At 60.5% G+C, this 19736-nt stretch carries 16 protein-coding genes and 4 pseudogenes; 13 read left to right on the top strand and 7 right to left on the bottom strand.

Going from position 1 to position 19736, the window contains the following annotated elements; translation table 11 throughout:
• Positions 1-866 precede the first annotated feature (866 nt).
• The 5 genes and pseudogenes from V1289_RS07445 to V1289_RS07425 form a co-directional block, all read left to right on the top strand.
• Positions 867-1130: pseudogene (locus tag V1289_RS07445) on the top strand (2-oxo acid dehydrogenase subunit E2); the annotation flags it as partial.
• A gap of 25 nt (positions 1131-1155) precedes the next feature.
• Positions 1156-2673 carry an L-piperidine-6-carboxylate dehydrogenase gene (amaB, locus tag V1289_RS07440; RefSeq protein ID WP_334407328.1) on the top strand — a complete coding sequence of 506 codons (1518 nt, stop codon included), beginning with the start codon at positions 1156-1158 and terminating at the stop codon, positions 2671-2673.
• Between the two features lie 261 nt (positions 2674-2934).
• Complete coding sequence (locus V1289_RS07435; protein ID WP_334396323.1) at positions 2935-3213, top strand: GYD domain-containing protein; 279 nt, start codon at positions 2935-2937, stop codon at positions 3211-3213.
• 181 nt (positions 3214-3394) lie between these two features.
• Complete coding sequence (locus tag V1289_RS07430) at positions 3395-3682, top strand: hypothetical protein (RefSeq protein WP_334396322.1); 288 nt, start codon at positions 3395-3397, stop codon at positions 3680-3682.
• Between the two features lie 136 nt (positions 3683-3818).
• Positions 3819-3914: pseudogene (locus V1289_RS07425) on the top strand (hypothetical protein); the annotation flags it as partial.
• 9 nt (positions 3915-3923) lie between these two features.
• Here V1289_RS07425 and V1289_RS07420 read toward each other — a convergent pair.
• Positions 3924-4127, bottom strand: coding sequence for a hypothetical protein (locus tag V1289_RS07420; protein WP_334396321.1), 204 nt, complete (start codon positions 4125-4127; stop codon positions 3924-3926).
• Positions 4128-4506: 379 nt separating this feature from the next.
• Between V1289_RS07420 and V1289_RS07415 the strand changes: the two genes are divergently transcribed.
• The 5 genes from V1289_RS07415 to V1289_RS07395 all read left to right on the top strand — a co-directional run bounded on the left by V1289_RS07415 (position 4507) and on the right by V1289_RS07395 (position 9725).
• Complete coding sequence (locus tag V1289_RS07415) at positions 4507-5427, top strand: hypothetical protein (RefSeq protein ID WP_334396320.1); 921 nt, start codon at positions 4507-4509, stop codon at positions 5425-5427.
• Positions 5428-5640: 213 nt separating this feature from the next.
• On the top strand, positions 5641-6795 hold the full coding sequence (locus V1289_RS07410) for an epoxide hydrolase family protein (protein ID WP_334396319.1): 1155 nt from the start codon (positions 5641-5643) through the stop codon (positions 6793-6795).
• 344 nt (positions 6796-7139) lie between these two features.
• Positions 7140-8099, top strand: a complete 960-nt coding sequence (locus tag V1289_RS07405; RefSeq protein ID WP_334396318.1) for an ABC transporter substrate-binding protein — start codon at positions 7140-7142, stop codon at positions 8097-8099.
• A gap of 62 nt (positions 8100-8161) precedes the next feature.
• Positions 8162-8953 (top strand): ABC transporter permease, encoded by a 792-nt coding sequence (locus V1289_RS07400; RefSeq protein WP_334407326.1) that lies wholly within the window; start codon positions 8162-8164, stop codon positions 8951-8953.
• Entirely contained in the window at positions 8946-9725 is a 780-nt protein-coding gene (locus V1289_RS07395) for an ABC transporter ATP-binding protein (RefSeq protein ID WP_334396317.1), read from the top strand. Before V1289_RS07400 ends, V1289_RS07395 begins: the two co-directional genes overlap by 8 nt.
• Here V1289_RS07395 and V1289_RS07390 read toward each other — a convergent pair.
• Positions 9661-10038 (bottom strand): annotated as a pseudogene (locus tag V1289_RS07390) (HlyD family secretion protein); the annotation flags it as partial. The gene V1289_RS07395 and the pseudogene V1289_RS07390 sit on opposite strands and share 65 nt — an antisense overlap.
• 47 nt (positions 10039-10085) lie before the next feature.
• On the opposite strand from V1289_RS07390, the pseudogene V1289_RS07385 reads away from it, so the two are divergent.
• Positions 10086-11293: pseudogene (locus V1289_RS07385) on the top strand (tetratricopeptide repeat protein); the annotation flags it as partial.
• 710 nt (positions 11294-12003) lie between these two features.
• Here V1289_RS07385 and V1289_RS07380 read toward each other — a convergent pair.
• Both V1289_RS07380 and V1289_RS07375 read right to left on the bottom strand, forming a co-directional pair.
• On the bottom strand, positions 12004-13305 hold the full coding sequence (locus V1289_RS07380) for a sensor histidine kinase (protein ID WP_334396316.1): 1302 nt from the start codon (positions 13303-13305) through the stop codon (positions 12004-12006).
• Positions 13306-13310: 5 nt separating this feature from the next.
• A complete protein-coding gene (locus tag V1289_RS07375; protein ID WP_334396315.1) occupies positions 13311-13664 on the bottom strand; it encodes an MEDS domain-containing protein in 354 nt (117 codons plus the stop codon).
• A 6-nt stretch (positions 13665-13670) separates the two neighbouring features.
• Between V1289_RS07375 and V1289_RS07370 the strand changes: the two genes are divergently transcribed.
• Both V1289_RS07370 and V1289_RS07365 read left to right on the top strand, forming a co-directional pair.
• Positions 13671-15179, top strand: a complete 1509-nt coding sequence (locus V1289_RS07370; RefSeq protein ID WP_334396314.1) for a M81 family metallopeptidase — start codon at positions 13671-13673, stop codon at positions 15177-15179.
• Positions 15180-15199: 20 nt separating this feature from the next.
• Complete coding sequence (locus tag V1289_RS07365) at positions 15200-16210, top strand: glutathione S-transferase N-terminal domain-containing protein (protein WP_334396313.1); 1011 nt, start codon at positions 15200-15202, stop codon at positions 16208-16210.
• Positions 16211-16215: 5 nt separating this feature from the next.
• On the opposite strand, the gene V1289_RS07360 is transcribed toward V1289_RS07365, so the two are convergent.
• From V1289_RS07360 to V1289_RS07350, 3 genes are all read right to left on the bottom strand, one after another.
• Complete coding sequence (locus tag V1289_RS07360) at positions 16216-16488, bottom strand: hypothetical protein (RefSeq protein WP_334396312.1); 273 nt, start codon at positions 16486-16488, stop codon at positions 16216-16218.
• A gap of 75 nt (positions 16489-16563) precedes the next feature.
• The gene (locus tag V1289_RS07355) at positions 16564-17193 is read right to left on the bottom strand and encodes a 2-hydroxychromene-2-carboxylate isomerase (RefSeq protein WP_334396311.1); all 630 of its coding nucleotides are present in this window, start codon (positions 17191-17193) and stop codon (positions 16564-16566) included.
• Positions 17194-17824: 631 nt separating this feature from the next.
• On the bottom strand, positions 17825-19735 hold the full coding sequence (locus V1289_RS07350; protein WP_334396310.1) for a flavin-containing monooxygenase: 1911 nt from the start codon (positions 19733-19735) through the stop codon (positions 17825-17827).
• Position 19736 lies beyond the last annotated feature (1 nt).

Below are 19736 nucleotides of genomic sequence, written 5' to 3'. Positions count from 1 at the left end.
GCTGTCCAGCTTGCGGGGAGTTGCCATGTCGTCGATTGGTACCACGCTGCTCCACAGCCTTCGTTCCATTGAGCGTCCGGGCGACTTTTGCGTCGGCGGAATTCGGGAAATCTTTATGCCGACGATCGATATCGACGGCTTGGGCAGGATCGCCTTTCCGATCCTGCCCGTGCAGGCCGAGCGGCTCGCCGCAATCGCCGAGGCCGCCCCTATGGGCGCGGCGAGGAGACGGTGGTCGATCGCGAGGTCCGGAGGATTCCGCCAAAGTTCGGATCGGAGGGCGTCACTGGGATAAGACCTTAGCCGGCCTCGTCGCCGACATAGCCCTCGGGCTCGGTGTGAGCGAGCCGGTTGCGGCCGAGTTCTATAAGCTTCTTGTTTACGATACCGGCAGCTTCTTCGTCGATCAGCGCGTGTGAAATTGCGCAGCATCGTCGGATGGTTTCACGGCGTCATTCCTGAACACCCCCTACAGATCTGCTTTTCCAAGCGAAGAATGCCAAGTGGGTGGCGAAGTCCGGATCATAGGACTCTGCCTATTTAGAGATTTCAACGCACGGATGGGAAGCTGACTCGTGCAGCTCCCTATCGCAGGGTAAGTTATCTCTCAGCCAGACTCACCTTATCGATTGGGATCGAGCAGAGGCACATCAAGGCAGACGAAGAACGTCGGCTCAGCCGGAGCTTGTGCGAGTGAGACGCGCAGAGTTCCCAAGTCACACATTGACGCGGTGCCGTTTCCACGATGGTAAAGGCGAAGCCCCCGCAGTGCAGCAGCGGTCACGCGCCATCGGGCGGACCTATCATGGTCTTGTACTCTCCCGGGGCCAGCACCAATTACGAGCTGTGGGAGGCAAAATCGCTCCAGGGAGCTACGCGGTGCGACGATTACGCTGTCGAACTTCGGGATGATTGGAGGTCGGTTTGCCAACCTGATCGTCGTACCGCCGCAAGTGGCCATCATCGGCGCCGGCCGGATTGCCCAACGGGTGGTCGCGCATCGGGGCCAGCCACCAACGGTGAGATGGGTGCTGCCGTTGTCGCTCACATTTGACCATCGCGTGGTGACGGGTGGCGAAGCCGCTGGTTTCCTGGTAGCGCTCAAGTCGGATCTTGAACGGATTTCGTGAGACACCTGTTCGCAAGAGCTTCCCTATGACTCTCTCGGCTGGCGTCGATTCAATTCTCCAGAACCTTGGCGTTCACCGCGACCGATATCGGTACGGTACGCGCGCGGTGCGCTCGCCGTTGACCGGCGAGACCGTTGGCCAGGTCAAGGACGCGGACCCTGCTGGCGTTAGCGACGCAATTGAGCAGTCAGAAAAGGCATTTATCGCATGGCGGTCGTTTCCGGCGCCTCGACGTGGAGAATTCGTCCGCCTTCTTGGGGAGGAGTTGCGCGCAACCAAGACCGAACTTGGCCGGCTTGTCACCATCGAGACAGGGAAAATCTTGTCCGAGGGTCACGGCGAGGTTCAGGAGATGATCGATATCTGCGACTTTGCAGTCGGCCTCTCCCGCCAGCTCTATGGCCTCACAATCGCCAGCGAACGTCCGCATCATCGGATGATGGAGCAATGGCATCCTCTCGGGCCCGTGGGCATCATCACCGCTTTCAATTTTCCCGTTGCAGTCTGGTCGTGGAACGCTGCCCTGGCACTCGTCTGCGGCAACCCGGTAATCTGGAAGCCCTCGGACAAGACACCGCTGACGGCGCTCGCCGTGGAGGCGCTGGTCGGGCGTGCTGCGACTAGGTTCGGCGACGCGCCAGCTGGCCTGTCGACAGTGCTCATTGGCGGACGAGAGATCGGCGAGATGCTGGTCGATGATGCAAGGGTGCCGCTAGTCTCGGCGACCGGCTCCACCGCCATGGGCCAGTTGGTGGGCCCCCGACTGGCCCGGCGCTTCGCACGAGCCATTCTGGAGTTGGGCGGCAATAACGCTTCGATTGTCTGTCCGTCGGCCGATCTCGACCTCGCACTTCGCGCGATTTGCTTCGCCGCCGTTGGCACGGCAGGCCAGCGATGCACGTCGTTGCGTCGTCTGTTCGTTCATCACAGCGTCCATGATTCGCTGGTTGCCAGATTGAAACAGGCCTATGCCGCTGTGCAGATCGGCAACTCGCTCACGAACAGCGGCCTGCTCGTCGGCCCGCTCATCGACGAAGCGGCCTTTCACAGAATGCAAGAGACCTTGGCAGAGGCACGAAAACTCGGCGGACAGGTTGTCGGCGGCGACCGCTTCGAGGCGGTGTCATATCCCGCCGCCTACTATGTCAAGCCGGCGCTGGTAGAGATGCCGGAGCAGATCGGTCCAGTACTGCGCGAAACCTTCGCGCCGATCCTCTACGTCATGAAGTTTTCTGACTTTGACGAAGCCTTGGCACTGCACAACGAGGTGCGGCAGGGTCTTTCCTCGTCAATCTTTTCAACCGACATTCATGAGGTCGAGAAATTTCTCTCCGTAGTCGGCTCGGATTGCGGTATCGCAAACGTCAACATAGGACCATCGGGCGCGGAGATCGGCGGCGCATTTGGCGGCGAGAAGGAAACTGGTGGCGGGCGCGAGGCCGGCTCCGACGCATGGAAGGCGTACATGCGCCGGGTCACCAGCACGATCAATTTCGGCAACGATCTTCCCCTCGCTCAAGGTGTCAAGTTTGACATTGTCTGAGACCAGAGCGGTTGACCTGCGATCCGGACCCCTCTTCAATGATTTGCGTTGCCGTCGGTTGTTTTCGTGGGTTCATAACTGCTGTGCGCTTAGCATCCGGCATAGATGCTCGTTAAGGTAGCCTATAGACAGCCAATCGAGTGATGCTCACCCGAAACGTCAAGAGCCTTGATTTATCTATGCCGCCCGATAATCGACTAGAATAATTGAAGGATTGACTAAGGCTGACAACCAGGGGGAGTCACGATGGTAACTTAGGTCGTGCTTGCCAACTTCACCGACCAAGGTATCCGTGGCGCGAAGGAGCCACCGAAGCGGGCAGAGGCTTTCAAGAAAATGGCCGAGACCTTTGGAGTGGTTGTAAAGGAGTTATTCTGGACGCAGGGACGGTATGATGTTGTGACAATTCTCGATGCGCCGGATGAATTTTCCGCCACGGCGCTTAATTTGAATCTTAGCGCCTTGGGCAACGTTCGCACCGAGTCGTTGCGAGGCTTCTCGGCGGCGGACATGACGAAGATTGTCGGCAAGATGCTCTGACAGTCGCGTCTGCGCCAGGACCTGATATCTTCCGCATATGAGTCCAGTCGACGTGCCGAAGATGCGGTGCTTCTGCCGTGGATGACATTCACCGATACCCCGTCAGTCGATGCAGCTCCGGTTCCGGAACGCCATGTTGCTAGACAACTGATCGTGTCCCGTGGCGTGGTGTAGCTTCTTGATGGCCACCACGATCACGGGCCAAGGCCGCGAAGGAATATTGCCCATCTTCATCGACCGTGGCGCGCCATTTGCTTACAAAACCAAGAACATTGTCGTTCGTGGTCTGTTTTCCTGTATTGACCGCCTGCAAGATATCCTTGCTGCCGATGATCCGGAATGCCTCGTGAAAATGGAGGTGATGACGACGGCAACGATGTGGAGGATCACGATCCGAGAAATGATCGACTTGAACCGGATCACGCTACTTTTCCTCGGCGATGAGGTATCCGATTCCACAAATGTATGAATCTGGACCTTGGCGCCCCGCTCCGAAAGTTGCCTGCGCAAGCGGTGAACGTAATACGTGAGCGCCCCGCTACAAGGTGTTCGCCCGTCGTCCGTGCTGAGCAAGTCGCCGCCGGGCCACCCAGATTCTGCGCTCTGGCAAGAGCCAGCTGGAACTGGTCGAGGTTCAGACCCGGAGCTATTTCGGCGAGGACGACATCATCCGCGTCGAGGACGATTACCAGCGGGCCTGAACCGGCCGCTCAGCCGCGCTGCCATCGGTGATGGAGGAAATGGTGGCCGGCGGATCGTTCATCGGCCTTCATCTCCGAAAGCGAGCACCAGAACTCACGCGTGACCGTTCGCTCTTTGCCGTTTACTTCGACGACGAAATTGTTCGCGCCTGTGAACCGTACAAAAGTGGCGGCGTACCCGTCGAGCTGTTTTGCCAGAAACAAATGCGACATCCGGGCCTCCCTTCGAACAACAGCGTTTGCGCCGGCTCTCCCCAATCAAAAGACTGCGTGCAGCAACGCACGGGGCCTACCGGGAACGGGAGAACCCACTCGATGGGCGTTTCCTGATTTTCATAATTCGCGCGCAGTTTTGGGGCGGGCCTTACCTGACGCAACGTCAAAAAAGTATCGTGTCGCTAAATTGGCGGTCAGCGCCTGATGCGGAAAATCATCAATGCCACTTCAGCCGCCCGATCCAAACCCGTTTCGGCCACATGGCGACCAATATCCATCGCGGGATCGCGGCGTCATTGAACCTGGCGACCCCTGCGACCGACCACACGGGATGCGCACCATTTCCAGGCTAGCTGCCTTCCTTGGCTCCATCTTGATGCTTTCGAACACCGTTGCCGCGCCGGCGGCGGCTTCGCCGGAGGATCGTTACATTGCGGCGCGCGATGCGGCGATTGAAAAGTCTTCGAAGCTTTATGACGCCCGCAAATTCGATGATAGCGCGCAGAAGGCCGAGGACGCGACGCGCGGAGAACTTCAGGCGCAGATGAGTGCGATGCTGGCAGAGCCAAATCGAGCAGGATTCGGTCCTGCCAAGCTCAATCTCGATACCTTCTATAAGGGAGACCAGGGATTTGGCATGCTCGACGGCCTGCGCTTCGATGCCGAGACTGGGATAACCGGCGAGAAGGCGGGCAGCAACGGCGCCGATGGCAAATATGTCGAGCCCAAGGCGCACATCATCGTCACGACAGAGCGGTTGTTCGCGCGTTGGCTGCGCGCCCACAAGGACTGGTGGGACAAGGGCCTCAAGAACGTACCGCAGCAGATCGATGCGGCGTTGAAATTCGAAGGCTTCTATACCCAGGCGATTTCGACCGACTCGGCGGTGATCAACTTCAATTCCTTGCCGATTGCCAGGCCGGCCTCCGCCACCTTCGCCCACGGGTTCCTGGCGGGCCGCACCCAATCCGACATCCCCAATGAGGCCGACGAGGTTTTCGTTTCGGCCGAGGTAAACGGGAAGGTGTATCTCGCCTACGGCTCGATCGAACCTCCAGTCCAGGTTCCGGCATGCTCGGCCGTCCGGGCCGGCTTCAACAAACGGGCCGAAGAGGCCGACGACAAGCTTCGCTTCAACCAGATCGACAGGAAGGCCTATGACAAGCTCGGCGACTTCCGTCAGCAGGGCGAAGACGCCTTCCGGCGCTGTTTCACCCAGCGCGCTCCGCAGCAAGCGTCGTTCGCCCTGGCTGTCAAGCAGGCTCAAGCGCTGCTTGAGACCGCGATCGGCAAGTAGCAAAGCCGCGGGCGTGATCCGTCGCGCACTCCGTCGGGCGGATTGGAGCCCAACGGGTCCGCGCAAAGCGCGGCCCGATGGCAGGCTCCGGCGTAATCCGCCGTTTAGCTACAATATCCAATCAGGAGCTCCCGTCGCAGCGAGGAGCGGCTTGTCCGACATCAAGCTGCGGAGCATGATCAGTGCTTCGCCGTACGCTTTGAAGGAAATTCCATGAGCACCGCCATCAAGCCCTTTCGCATCTCGGTCGGCGACGATGTGCTCGACGATTTGAAATCGAGATTGCGCAGGACACGCTGGCCGGAAGCCGAACTGGTCGATGACTGGAGCCAGGGCGCGCCGCTGAAATGGATTCAGGAGGTCTGCGGTTATTGGGCTGAGCAGTACGATTGGCGCAGCCGTGAAGCGCTGCTCAATCGCTTCGCGCAGTTTACGACAGGGATTGACGGGCTCGACATTCACTTTCTGCACGTCCGTTCGCCACATCCGGAAGCAATGCCGCTGATCATCACCCATGGCTGGCCGGGTTCGGTGGTTGAATTCCATAAGGTGATCGAGCCGTTGACCGATCCGACCGCCCACGGCGGCAACGCGGCCGACGCGTTCCACGTCGTCTGCCCGTCGTTGCCCGGCTTCGGCTTCTCGGCCAAACCGGCCACCACCGGCTGGGGCGTCGATCGCATTGCATCAAGCTGGGCCGTGCTGATGGATCGCCTCGGCTATGTCAGGTACGGCGCGCAAGGCGGCGACTGGGGCTCGGCGGTGACGACCGCGCTCGGCGCGCAGGACGGCGAGCACTGCGCCGGCATCCACATTACGCTAGCCATGAGTGCGCGGCCCAACGTCGACGGCAAGCCGACGCCGGAGGAGGCGCGGGCGCTGCAGGGAATCCAGTATTACGCCGACTGGGATTCCGGCTATTCCAAGCAGCAATCGACCCGGCCGCAAACCCTGGGCTACGGGCTGACGGACTCGCCGAGCGGGCAGGCGGCCTGGATCCTCGAAAAGTTCTGGGCCTGGACCGATTGCGACGGGCATCCCGAAAACATCCTCAGCCGCGACGAACTGCTCGATAACGTCATGCTGTATTGGGTGACCGCGACTGCCGCCTCGTCCGCCCGTCTCTATTGGGAGAGTTTTGGGCCAAAACGCCGGACCGCCCACAAGGTCACGATACCCAGCGGCGTGGCGGTTTTTCCCAAGGAGATCGTGGCACCGGTGCGGCGCTGGATGGAGGCGAGCTATACCGACATCCGGCACTGGCACGAAATGCCGAAGGGCGGTCACTTCGCGGCCTTCGAGCAGCCCGACCTGTTTGTCCGGGAGGTGCGGGACTTCTTTCGGCTGTTGCGTCGGCCCTCCGCATAAAGTCGGCTATCGGGGCACCGGGTTCACGGCTAGATTCCGGAAATCAAGGCTCGCCCGAGGGGAAGAAGAAGCCACGCCATCTGAGGAGTGGATAGCCATGCTCGCTTTAGTCGAGGGACACCCGAACATCGACGTCATCATCTTCTACATTCTCGCGTCGACGATCCTTGCAACGATCCTCTATCGCCATCATCGAAAGACGAGTTAACCGGGAACCCGCATCGATATCCCCGGCAGGGCTCAAAAAGCGTCATTTAAGGCCACCACCGCGGGCGAATTTGGCCCGAAACACCGTCACTCGGCACGTTTGTTGCATTTATTTGAGGCAACAAGGGAGTGTGCCGATGACATCCAGGATCCGCCGTCGTGAATTCATTGCTGGTCTTGGGGCCGGACTTGTCGCAGCGCCTGCGATCGTGCGCGCCGAAGGCCAGCCGGTCGTCATCCGGGCCGGCGCGCTCAAGCTGATCCACTCCATCGCGCCCTATTTCTACGAGCAGTTCGTGCCCGCCGGCTACAAGGTCGAGGTGCTGCCGTTCGAGACGCCGACCGAATGCAAGAATGCGGTGGTGACCAAGTCGGTCGATTTCGGCGCGTTTGGCATCGCCGCAGCCCTGCTCGGCGCCGCGGCCGGCGAGCCGGTCGTGGTGATCGCCTCGACCTGCAACCGCGGCATGGCCATCATCGCCAGGAAGGATTCTGGCATTGCCTCGATCAAGGACCTCAAGGGCAAGCGCGTCGCGGTGTTTCCGGGCACCACGCAGGAAGTCTTCTTCCTGGAGCGGCTGCGGATGGAAGGCATGACCATCAGGGATGTCGAGCCGGTTCGTGTCTCCTTCAGCGAAATGCATATCGCTCTGTCGCGCGGCGACATCGATGCCTATGTCGGCGCCGAGCCGGGGCCCGGCGTGTCCTTGTCCAGTGGTGTCGGTTCGCTGGTCGAATATCCCTATTCGACCGCGATGGGATCCCTCAACATGGTGTTCGGCACCCACCGCGACGTGATCGCCGAGAAGCCGGACCTGGTCCGCGTCATGATCGGCATCCACCAGCGGGCGACCGACTACGCCGCCACCAACAAGGACGCCATGGTCGCGATGGCGTCCAGCAAGCTCGGGCAGAAGAAGGAAGCGATCGAAGCCTCGGTCCCCAATGTCGAGCTGACGTGGCGACTGGGGCCGAAGGAAATCGAGGAATCGAAGATTTACGCCGATCACATGCTGGCGCTGAAGCAGATCAAGCGCATACCCGATTTCGCAACCTTCATCGACACCAGCTTTGTCGATGCAGTGAAACCGACCTGATCGTGACCACGCTCACGTCCGATACCGGGGATGAGACTTCCTCCGCACGCGAGAGGTCGTGGGTGACGGTATGGTGGCCGCGCCTGCGGCCTTTGCTGCTCGCGGTCACGTTCCCGGCCGTGCTGCTGGCGATCTGGCATTTTTCCACGGTGGGGCGGCCGGCTAGCTTGATCCCGCCGCCTTACGAGGTCTGGCTCGAGCTGAAGGATCTCGCCTTTGGCGGCATCAATGACGATGCCTACAGCAAGACCCTGCACATCCATCTGCTGGCCTCGATCAGCCGCGTCTATGGCGGCTTTGCGCTGGCCCTGGTCGTGGCGCTGCCGCTCGGGATGCTGATCGGGCGCGTGCCGCTGGTTCGGGAATTGATCGATCCGACCATCCAGATTCTCCGTCCGGTTCCGGTCACGGCGTGGCTGCCGCTGGCGATGATCATCTTCGGGCTCGGGCCGCGCTCGGCCTTCTTTCTGGTGTTTCTCGGCGCGTTCTACCCCATTCTGGTGAACACCATCTTTGGCGTGCGTTCGGTCGAGCCGCGATTGTTCGAGGCGGCTTCGATGCTCGGCTGCACCGGGTCGGCGCAGTTCTTCCGCGTCGTGCTGCCCGCCGCACTGCCGTCGATCTTCACCGGGATGCGGCTCGGACTGGGGTTTGCGTGGGTCGTGATTGTCGTCGGCGAGATGACCGGCGTGCAAACGGGGCTGGGCGCCATCATCATGGAAGCACGCCAGCTCTCGCGCACCGAGATTGTGATTTCCGGCATGATCGTGATCGGCGCGTTCGGCTTTCTGTCCGACCAGCTGGTGATGCTGATCGGGCGTCGGTTGCTGGCCTGGAGTCCGTCGCATGGCTGAAGCCACGATTCCGATCCTGGAAATGAAGAACGTCGGCAAGATCTATTCGCAGAACGGGCGGGCGATCGAGGCGCTGCGCGGCGCCAATCTGCGCGTCAAGAAAGGCGAGTTCATCTGCCTGATCGGCGCATCGGGCTGCGGAAAATCCACGCTGCTGCGTATGGCCGCGGGCTTTGAGGCCGCAACCCATGGCGATGCCTTGATGTGGGGCATGCCGATATCGGGGCCGGGCCCGAGCCGCGGCATGGTGTTTCAGGATTACGGGCTGTTTCCCTGGCTCAATGTCCGCGACAATATCGGTTTCGGTCCGAAATCGCGGGGCCGCACCAAGGCTGAAATTCGCGAGACCTCGGATCATTTCATCGAGCTCGTGGGCTTGCAGAATTTCGCCGACGTCTATCCGCACCAGCTTTCTGGCGGCATGAAGCAGCGCGTCGCGATCGCCCGCGTGCTGGCCAATGATGCCGAAATCGTGCTGATGGATGAGCCGTTCGGCGCGCTGGATGCGATGACACGCGAGCGGCTGCAGGACGAACTGGTCGAGATATGGTCGCGAACCGGTCTCACCGTTCTCTTCGTCACCCATGCAATCGACGAGGCGATCTTTCTGGCCGACCGGGTCGTGGTGATGTCGCCCGGGCCCGGCCGGATCGACAACGAATACAGCATCGATCTGCCGCGGCCGCGCGATACTGCGAGCAACGAGTTCAACGAGTGGCGGCGCCTGCTGTCATCGCAACTGCACAGCCACCACGGACGCAAGGCGGGTTAATCGCAGTCCCTTGCATGAGTGCGCTGCACTCCGCATGTGAGCCTCGCGGAAAACCCCGCTGGCAACCCTGCCGTAAATGTGCAGGGTACGCCAACCCGTAGGGCGGATTGGAGCCCAAGGCGTATGCGGCCTTGGTGTTGACGGTCGGCACGGCCGACATGCCCGGGCGCAGCAGGCCGTTCAGGCTCTGGCCGTCGAGCACGATCTTCACCGGCACGCGCTGCACGATCTTGGTGAAGTTGCCGGTGGCGTTGTCCGGCGGCAGCAGCGCGAATTCCAGGCCACTCGCCGGCGACAGGCTGTCGACATGGCCCTTCCAGTATCCCGGTCACGGCCCCGGACATCGCGGGTGAGAAGCTCGCGCCTGCTCTAGCCCTGCCCGATTCCCCGTCGATCGCGATCCTGCCGTTCCGGAATCTCAGTGGCAACGTCGCGCAAGATTATTTTGCCGACGGGATTGTCGAGGAGATCATCACGGCCTTGTCGCGCATTCGCTGGCTGTTCGTGATCGCGCACAACTCGAGTTTCACCTACAAGGGCAGGACGGTGGACGAGAAACAGGTGGGGCGCGAGCTTGGCGTGCGCTATGTCGTCGAAGGCAGTGTACGCCAGTCCGAAAACCGGATTCGTATCACGGGACAGCTCGTCGATGCGTCGACCGGCACCCACCTTTGGGCCGATCGATTCGCAGGAACACTCGACGATATCTTCGAGCTTCAGGATCAAATCGCGACCAGCATCGTCGGAGCGATCGCCTCCCAGCTCGAGCGGGCGGAGATCGAGCGTGCCACGCGGAAGCCGACCGGAAATCTCAATGCCTACGATAACTATTTGCGCGCCATGCCTCACCTTCATCGGGGAACACGGGCGGCGATCGACGAGGCGCTGCCGCTGTTCTACAAGGCCATTCAGCTCGATCCGGAGTTTGCTTCCGCCCATGCAATGGCGGCCTGGTGTCATTTCTGGCGGAAGATAAATGGCTGGATGACCCGCAGGAAATCGCCGAAGGCGTTCGATTGGCGCGCCTCGCGGTGGAATTGGGCAAGGACGACGCCGTCGCGCTCACGCGGGGCGGACATGCGCTTGCCCATCTCGCCGGCGAACTGGATGGCGGCATCGCGCTGATCGACAGGGCGCTGGTGCTCAACTCGAATCTGGCGGCGGCCTGGTTCCTGGGCAGCTTTCTCAGAACGGTGCGCGGTGACCCCGAAGCCGCCATCGAATTTCTTACGCGCGCGATGCGTTTCAGCCCGCTCGATCCGGAGATGTTCCGGATGCAGGCAGGTATGGCGCTGTCGCATTTGTTTGCGGGGCGCTTTGATATGGCCTCCTCCTGGGCCGAGCAATCGTTCAGGGAAGCGCCGACCTTCTTGGCTGTCGTTGCCATTAACGCCGCAAGTCACGCGATCGCCGGCCGAACTGAGCAAGCACGGACTGCCGTAGAACATTTGCGGAAGCTGGATCCCACGTTTCGTATCTCTGGTCTCGAAGGCTGGATTCCGATCCGGCGGCCGGAGCATCTCGCCCAATTCACGACCGGCCTGCGGATGGCAGGGCTGCCGGAGTGACCTCCCTTCGGGCTCCCAGGCACAAAGCGGACATATCAAGTGACCATCACTCCGGGAGCCCCGCTCCACACAGACCGTCCGAGAAGATCGCGAGGTCTTCCTGGTCGCCGGTGGTATCATCGGCTAGTTCGGCTGAACCAGCAACGATACCGACGTGCCGACGTCGGGTTACGTCGGCATGGCATTGGGCGTCATTTTCTCCTTGGTCGTCGGCGTCGGTTTGATGGCGCTTATCTTTTACAGCAGCCGCAAAGGGTATGACGAACCACCGGTGCAAGCCGCCCACCGCTAAGACGGTCATCAAGGCGGCTTTGCCGGCTACGGTCCACGTATGCCGTCGGCTACGCGGGCGCGGCTCTGCTTTATGCCCGGTTCGGGGTGTGGTGTTTCGTTGTTCCGCCAATCATCTCAGGCATCACGGTTTTTCGTCTGGTCGCTCGCGAAGCGCGAGTTGTGAACGGCTTCGTGCGGATCGGAGGCCAGCCTGGCTGCAGTGCATGATGACAAAATTCCGTAACGCCTCATCCGCGAATCCGCCCAGCCTAAAAATGCCTGGCGGCCCGAAGGGCGAGCAGCACCGCCCCGAGACGGCAGTGACTGCGACCATATTGATCAGATTTTGCGTTGCCACCGATGCCATTGATGCTCCGTGGGCCGGCGTCTACAGCTAGATTTCGCCTATCGGCACGTTATGCAACGCGCGTCGCTATTCAGGCATGACGTTGGTGAACTTGATCACCTTGGCCGACGTTCGTCGGCAACTCAAATTGGAAAATCGAGCCCTTGTCGATTCCCCGCGTCACCCAAATACGGCCGTTATGGCTTTCGATAATAGAATGGCAGATGGAAAGGCCAATTCCCATACCACGCTCTTTGGTCGTGAACATCGGGTCGAAAATACGATCGTGGTTGGATGGGGCGATACCCGTGCCGGTATCCTCGACGGCCACGTGAACAAAATTTGGTTTGCTAACGCAGGATCGTATGCTCAATATTCGCAGCGCTCCCGTCTGCATCGCCTCAATGGCGTTCATGACCAAGTTTAATACGACTTGCTGCAATTGAACTCTGTCGCCTTCCAAGGCCGGGAGTGATTCATCGAGTTCTGTGCGCAGCTCTACTCCATGCCTCTGCAACTCGTGGCGCACAATAGCAAGAACCGTGAAGATCAGCTCGTTAATGTCGATTGGGTTTCTCGCCTGCGTTTCCTTTTTGAACATTCCGCGAAGGCTTGCGATGATTTCACCTGTACGGAGACCATCCCTTTCGATTTGATCCAGCGCGTCTCGCGCCTTTTCTATGCTTGGCTCTCTCAATGCAAGCCATTGTCGGGCGGCACTGGCTTGCACTACAATCCCGGTTAGTGGCTGATTGATCTCATGAGCAATGGACGCTAAAAGGACGCCCGCTGCCGCTAGGCGATTCATGTGGACCAGCTCAGCCATTGTCCGCTGCAATTCAGCCGTCCTTTCCATCACCGTCATCTCAAGTTCGTCGCGGGCTTTGCGAACTTCCTCCTCAGCCCGGCGCCGTTCATTAATCAAGTTCGCGCTGCGGAAGGCTGTCGCCGCATGATTAGCAGCCACTGTGAGCAGCATCCTGTCATTTTCGGTTGGGAAGTTGCTACGCTCACAGCCGATGGCTACAAGACCAGCGTCAGCGTTGAACCCAAGAGGAATAATGATACCGCGGAGCGATTTCAGTCTGTCGTCAAAGCTAATAACATTTGGAATGATCTGCCTACGCAAAGACCCATCGAAAGTAGAAAATTGGGCCTGCAGCCAGTCTAAAAATTCCCTGGTGGCGCATCCACTCGTGACGTCGATCGTTACCCCTCCGGTGGGATCGAGCAAGCGTACGAACGCAAAATCAAAACCCAACGACCCCACCAGTATATCGGCTAGTCCGGCGGCGATCGTGCGCGGTGCGATCCCGATCCACCCCGCCGGGATGGTCGAAAGTGCGACTAAATCCCGAAGCGCTGCTCGCAGCCGGCGATTCTCGTCAGCCATCACTATCAATGTGCTTGGATCGCGCTGCGCCGAGCCGATTTTCTCTCTCGGAGTTCAAGGAGGAACTGGTCTGGAGGAACAAAGAACGGGTTCTCCTGGAGCACCCCTCCGACAATCACGACGGGGTGAACCCGCAACATGTCCATCACCAAGCTGGCACTGAAGTTCGTCAGATCGTAGGTGCAGATTACCGGATCGTTGTATTTGGAGACCGCGTAGTTGACGCGCGTCTCGTATTCCAACCAGTTATCTTCGCCTGCCTTGTCCACCAGGGACGGTTCCACGCGTGACACAAATCTGACGAGGGCATTACCGGCTGCCGCCCCTGATCCGAGCACCTCTTCGAGCAAGGCGAGCATCCCATCTTGATCGAAGCGATCGTCGCGCAGACCAACCGTTCCATCCGTATCGCCGTGCTGCATTTTTCCCATGAAACCGTGACGTTCCTGAAGAACGACACGACCCTCGACGACTTCATCTATCCGGGGTCGCCGGCCAGCGGCGAGGCGTTGCTGGGATCGTATCCGAAATCCTATATGGGCGGCTTTGTGAAGCTGGCGCGGGAGTTCGACGGCGTCGAACTGGTCGGAATTGAATCGCCGTTGTGGCCCAGGACAGGCACCGGATCGGGTTGGATCACCGAACAGGCCTTCGAGACCTTCGTCGCCAGGATGATTGCCGGCATCAAGACTGACGGTCCGTTCGACGGCGTCTATCTCTGCCTGCATGGTGCCATGGCGGTGCGCGGCGTGCCGAGGCCGGAGGCCGAACTGGCGCGGCGGGTTCGCGAAGCGGTCGGGCCGAAGGCCTTCATTGCCGCGACCTTCGACCTGCACGGCAACGAGGATGAGGCGTTTTTGCAACATGCCGATATGGCGTTCACGGTGAAATACTTCCCGCATTACGACGAATATCTGCAGGGCGAGCGCGCGGCGCGCATGCTGGTGCGGGCGATCCGGGGTGACTACAAGCCTGCGCACGTGACCATCCGCGTTCCCGTCATCTCACCCACGGTCCTGCAGTGGACCGGTGCCTTGCCGTGGATGGATCTGGTGCAGCGCGCGTTGGTCTGGGAAGCGCGCGAGCCGGACGTATATGTGAATGTCTTCTTCGGTTTTCCGTTTGCCGATGTGCCCGACGTCGGCATGACGGTGCAGGCGCTGACCAACGGAAATCCTGAACTTGCTGAACGTATCGGCCGCGATCTTTCGAACGCGATCTGGCGGCAGCGCGAGGCGCTGCTGACATCCACGAAAATCCACACCATCGCGGACGGCGTCACGCTGGCGAAGCTAGCCGTGGCCAGCGGCAACACGCCGGTGGTGTTGGCCGATCACAGCGACCGCTCCGGCTATGCGACCTGGCTGCTTCGGGAGATCGTGGCGCAGGATCTTTCCAACACGCTGATTGCGACCATCGCCGACGCCAAGGCCACTACCGCGCTCAAGGCGATGGGCGCCAAGGCCGGTGACAGTTTTGACATGGAGATAGGTGGCTTCGCCGATGAATCCGCCGGCGATCCCGTGCGCATCCAGGGAACGATCATGAACGCGGTCGAAGGCTACGGCCAATTCTGGGTCTGCGTCCGGTTCGGCCGCAACAACGTGCTGATCCTCACCACGTACCTGATGCAGATCATGGAGCCGTTTTCATTGAAGGCGCTGGGACTGGACATCAGCGCGTTCGAGGTCATGGCGATCAAATCGCGGGTTCATTTCCGGCGCGGCTTTGACGACAACGGTTTTGCCAGGACGATCCTGCTGGTCGAGCCGGAGCAGCCGTTCCTCGGAACGACCCGCCTCGACAAGCTGGCGTATGAGCACGTCGACCTCACGCAGTATTATCCTTACGGCGATCCGGCGTTTCCTGCCTGACCTATCAAGAGAGCACTGCGATGACCGAAGGACGCTATCGCCTGATCGGATCGACCGCGTCGCCCTACGCCATCAAACTGCGCGCGCTGATGCGCTATCGGAGGATTCCCTTCGACTGGATCATCATGACCAAGGCGCTGCGAAAGGCGACCGAGCATCTGCGCCCGAACCTGATCCCGGTGCTGCAATATCCCGACGGCACGTTCCGTGGCGAGACCACGACGCTGGCCTACGATCTGGAAGCGCGTCATCGGGCACGTTCTGTCATTCCAGAAGACAAGGCGGTTGGGTTCGTCTGCGATCTCCTGGAAGACCTCGCCGACGAATGGGCAGTAAAGCCGCTGTTTCTGTACCGGTGGTGGGATCCGGAGGATCAGGCCTATGTCTCGCGCTGGGCCGGCGAGGAGTGGTCGGTGTCGGAGGCTGCGACCGGCAGCGCTGAAGAGATCGAGCAATTCCGCCTGCGGCAGATTTCGCGCATGGTCATCCTCGGCGCGACGGCGGAAAACAGGCCGCTGCTCGAGGAAAGCTACTTAAGGGTGCTGGCGGCATTCGAGCCGCATGTCGGCATGAACAGCTATCTGTTCGGCAGCCGACCGTCGCTGGCGGATTTTGCCTGGTTCGGCCAGCTCAGCGAAATGGCGACTGATCCGACGCCGATGCGGATCATGCGCGCGAAGGCGCCGTTCACCGATCATTGGATACGGCGGCTGGATGATGCCTCTGGCGTTGAAGGCGAGTGGTATCCGCGCGAGCGTGCGCTTGGTGGAATGGCCGAGGCGTTGCTCCAAATTGCCGGCGAACTCTATTTACCGTTCCTGGTCGCCAATGCGGAAGCCTTTGCGAAGGGCGTCGATCGGCTGGAGATCAGCGCTTGGGGTTTGCCATACACCCTGGCGCCGTTCAAATATCAGGTCAAATGCCTGCAGCAACTTCGCGAAAAATTTGCCGCGCTCAATGCGGAAGACCGGGCGGCGCTAAGACCCGTGCTGGAGCGTACCGATTGCTGGGAACACCTGATCGCCAAATGAGCGGCTCAGCACTTTGGAAAATCCTTGCGCATCGCGATTTCGGCGGCGTCGCCGGGCGACAGGACAGGGCGGTCGAACGCCGGCTGGCGTTCTGTGAAAATGTCGTAGAGCGAGATTTGCTTGATCGGCTTGGCCAGCAGTTCCCTGATGCAGTCCGCCAGCGTGCCGTTGTAAACGAGATACGGCGTCTTGCTGGTAACCCGCTCGTTCCTGAGCGAAGGCCACTTTTTCAGGTCGGCAGGCGCGTCATAGGCGATCGGGAGGCTTTCTCGGAACATGCCTCGGTTCCGGCGTTTCAACCATCCCGCAGGGTAGCCAAGGATGGTAAACAGATTCGAAACGCGGCGGGCGTCTCATGTCCGATGCCGGCTACCCAGCGCGGTCGCGATGGATTCCGGGTTTTTGATGCGCTCGATCAGCATGTCGATGCGATCGCCGCCCCAGAACAATTCGCCGTTGAACACCATGGTCGGCACGCCGAATACGCCGAGCGTCTCCGCTTCGTCGATGATGCGGTCATGCTCGGCCCGCGCCGGGCCGCGGACGTAAGCCTCGAACTCGCTCGCCGAGCCGCCGACCGAAGCGATCACGCCCGAAATATCACTGAGCTCGTCGATTTCGAGGTCGTGGCTCCAGAAGCGGCGGAACACCGTGTCATGGTAGGGCCGGAACAAGCCGTGACGTTGCGCGAACAACATGCCGGCGCTGGAATAGAAGGCGTCATAAATGCGCCGCGGGCCTTTCATGGTGAGGCCCTGGGCGTTGGCATAGCGCCGCGCGTCCATATAGGCGTAACGCACCTTGCGCCAGAAATGCGGCGTCCGCTCTTCCACCGTTCCCATGAATTCGGCGACGCGCAACGTATAGGGCAGCCATTCCAGTTCGACGCCGTATTTTTCTTCCAGCTCGAACAACCGCTTGTTGGCTACAAACGCATAAGGACTCTTGTAGTCGGTGTAGATGCGCACGCGCGGATTGGCCATCGCCGGTCCTCGTTCCGATCGAACGATCCTTCCCGATCCGGACCAGGGATGCAATCTGCAGGCGCGATCATTGATGTGGGAGAGCGGTCGACTGATCTGGTGTTAGCAGATTTGGAATCAGAAGATTTGAAGTCAGCAGAACTTGCGCCAAAACGAATGGGCCCCGGTGCATTCAAGCATCGCGGGGCCCTACATCTTCGTTTTAGGCGAAGGATCTCTGATAGACATCAGTTCATTTTCAAGATCGAACACCGCGTGGCCTTTGCGTTCCGATCCCGTGGATATGATGTTTGGATTGTTGGCGGCGCAACGGGGGCGAGCAGCTGCTGTTCACCTCTATGCGCCGAGACCTTGCCGTTGAGCAAGGTCACTGGCCTGAGCCGGTGGCATCATGCTCCTCTCCAAGTGTGGTCCCCACGGACAACTGTCCGCGTCCGCTGCCTGCCGTTCGATCATATGATCGGGCGTCATTACCCGCGAAGCGAGGAGCCAGATGCTCCGCTACCCCGATGGGCGCAGCATCGAAATGCTGCGGCAGATATCGTCGGGTGTCAAGTTAAGTCGGACGGAACCCGCTTGAGTTCCACCGCCGGCCTCACTATCCACACGCGAAACATGCGGCCGATCGAGCTCAGGCCTTGGTCTGGCGATACTGGCTGAAGTCGGGATCGTGGGTCATTTTCCAGTAGTCCACGAACCGCCACGGCATCGCCGAGAAAACCCGGCCCTGATTGTTGCGGTAGTACGTCGTCATGCCCGGATGCGTCCAGATCAGCTGCTCATGCTCGGCGTCCACTTGCCGGATGTATTGATCGTGCGCGTCGTAGCGAACGTCGATCGCGGCGATGCCATGCTCGATCATCTCGACGAGGCACGCTGAGATGTAGCGGCTCTGACACTCCGATTGAAAGATCACGCTGCCGCCATGTGCCGGACCGGAATTGGGACCAAGCATCAGGAAGAGGTTCGGAAAGTCCGGTACGGTAAGGCCGAGATAGGCAGTGGGATTGTCGTTGGCCCAGGCTGCCTTGAGATTCTTGCCGTCGCGTCCACTGATGTTGAGGCGCGCCGCCATTTCCGAGACTTTGAAACCCGTCGAAATCACGATGATGTCGGCCGGCCGCAATTTCCCATCAGATGCAACGATGCCATCGCGCGCGAAATGGTCGATCCTGTCGGTGACCAGCTCGACGTTGGGCTTGGTCAGCGTCTTGAACCAGTTATTGTCCAGCAGGATGCGCTTGCCATAGGGCGGATAGGTCGGCACGCATTTCTCGATCAGGTCGGGGCGCTCCTTCAGTTCGGACAGGATGAAATCGGTCAGTTCCTCGCGATGCCGGTCGTTGCCCTTGTTGACAGCGCGATCGGGGTGCGGCCAGTCCGGGTCCTTGCGCAGAAACGGCAGCAAGCCGTCGCCGTAACGCCAGAACATGTTGAAGCGGTACCACTGCACGTAGAACGGCAGATGCGCGAGCAGCCATTGCGCCCCCTCGGTGATCGGATCGGAATAGCCCGCGACCGGCCGCGCCCATTGCGCGGTGCGCTGATAGACCGTGACCGACGCGACGCGATCGGCGATCGCCGGCACCAGCTGCATCGCGGTTGCGCCGGTGCCGATGACGGCAACGTGCTTGCCGTCGAGCTGGATGTCATCGGACCACAACGCGGAGTGCAGCATCGTGCCCTGAAAATTTTCCTCGCCCTTGAAATGCGCGGGCGAGGGGTCGTTGAGCTGCCCGATCGCACTGACAAGCGTGGTCGATTCAAACGTCTCCTCGCCATCTCCGGTCTTCAGAGTCGAAATCCAGCGTCGCTTGCTTTCGTCCCAGCGCGAGGCGATCAGTTCCGTGTTGAGGCGGATGCGGCTGCGGATGTCGTATTCGAGCGCAACCTTCCTGAGGTAATCGAGCAACTCCTGACGCTGCGCGAAATACCGTGTCCACGGGTTTCGCGCGCCGAACGAGAAGGAATAGGAATGGTTCGGCGTATCGACGCCGCAGCCGGGGTAGCGATTGACGTACCAGGTGCCGCCAAGCTCATCGTTCTTCTCGACAATGGTGTAGGGAATCCCGAGCCGGCCGAGCGCGACGCCAAGCGCAATGGCGCAGACGCCGGCGCCGACGATCAGCACATGCTGCTGCGCCAGCGCCTCACTGGGCGGGCGCCTGGTCCAGCGCGCGTCGCGGGGGATGAAGCCCATCTCCTCGCGCATCAGCGGCGCATATTCCGGCGCGACGTTTTCGCCTAGCGTTGCGCGCATCATTCTCAGCATCAATTCGTTGCCGGGATCAGTAATGACGGGCTTGGGTTCACCTTTCGAAAACAGGTTCAGCACCGCGGCGCGGATTTCGTCCTGGATTTTCGGCGGCAAACCGGCCTGGGGATCGGGGATCAGGCGGACATCGCGCCGGGGCTTGTAGGGCGGCTCCAGCCAGCGCGCGTCACCGGTCATGTGCACCAGCACCATCAGCAGGACGCGGATATCGCCTTCGGCGATCGCCGACGACAGATCGAGCTTCTCGCGCGGTACCTCGATGTTCATG

Source organism: Bradyrhizobium sp. AZCC 2289 (genome assembly GCF_036924615.1).
GTDB lineage: Bacteria > Pseudomonadota > Alphaproteobacteria > Rhizobiales > Xanthobacteraceae > Bradyrhizobium.
The sequence above is the reverse complement of the archived record's forward strand: the minus strand, read 5'-3'. Positions and strand labels throughout refer to the sequence as shown.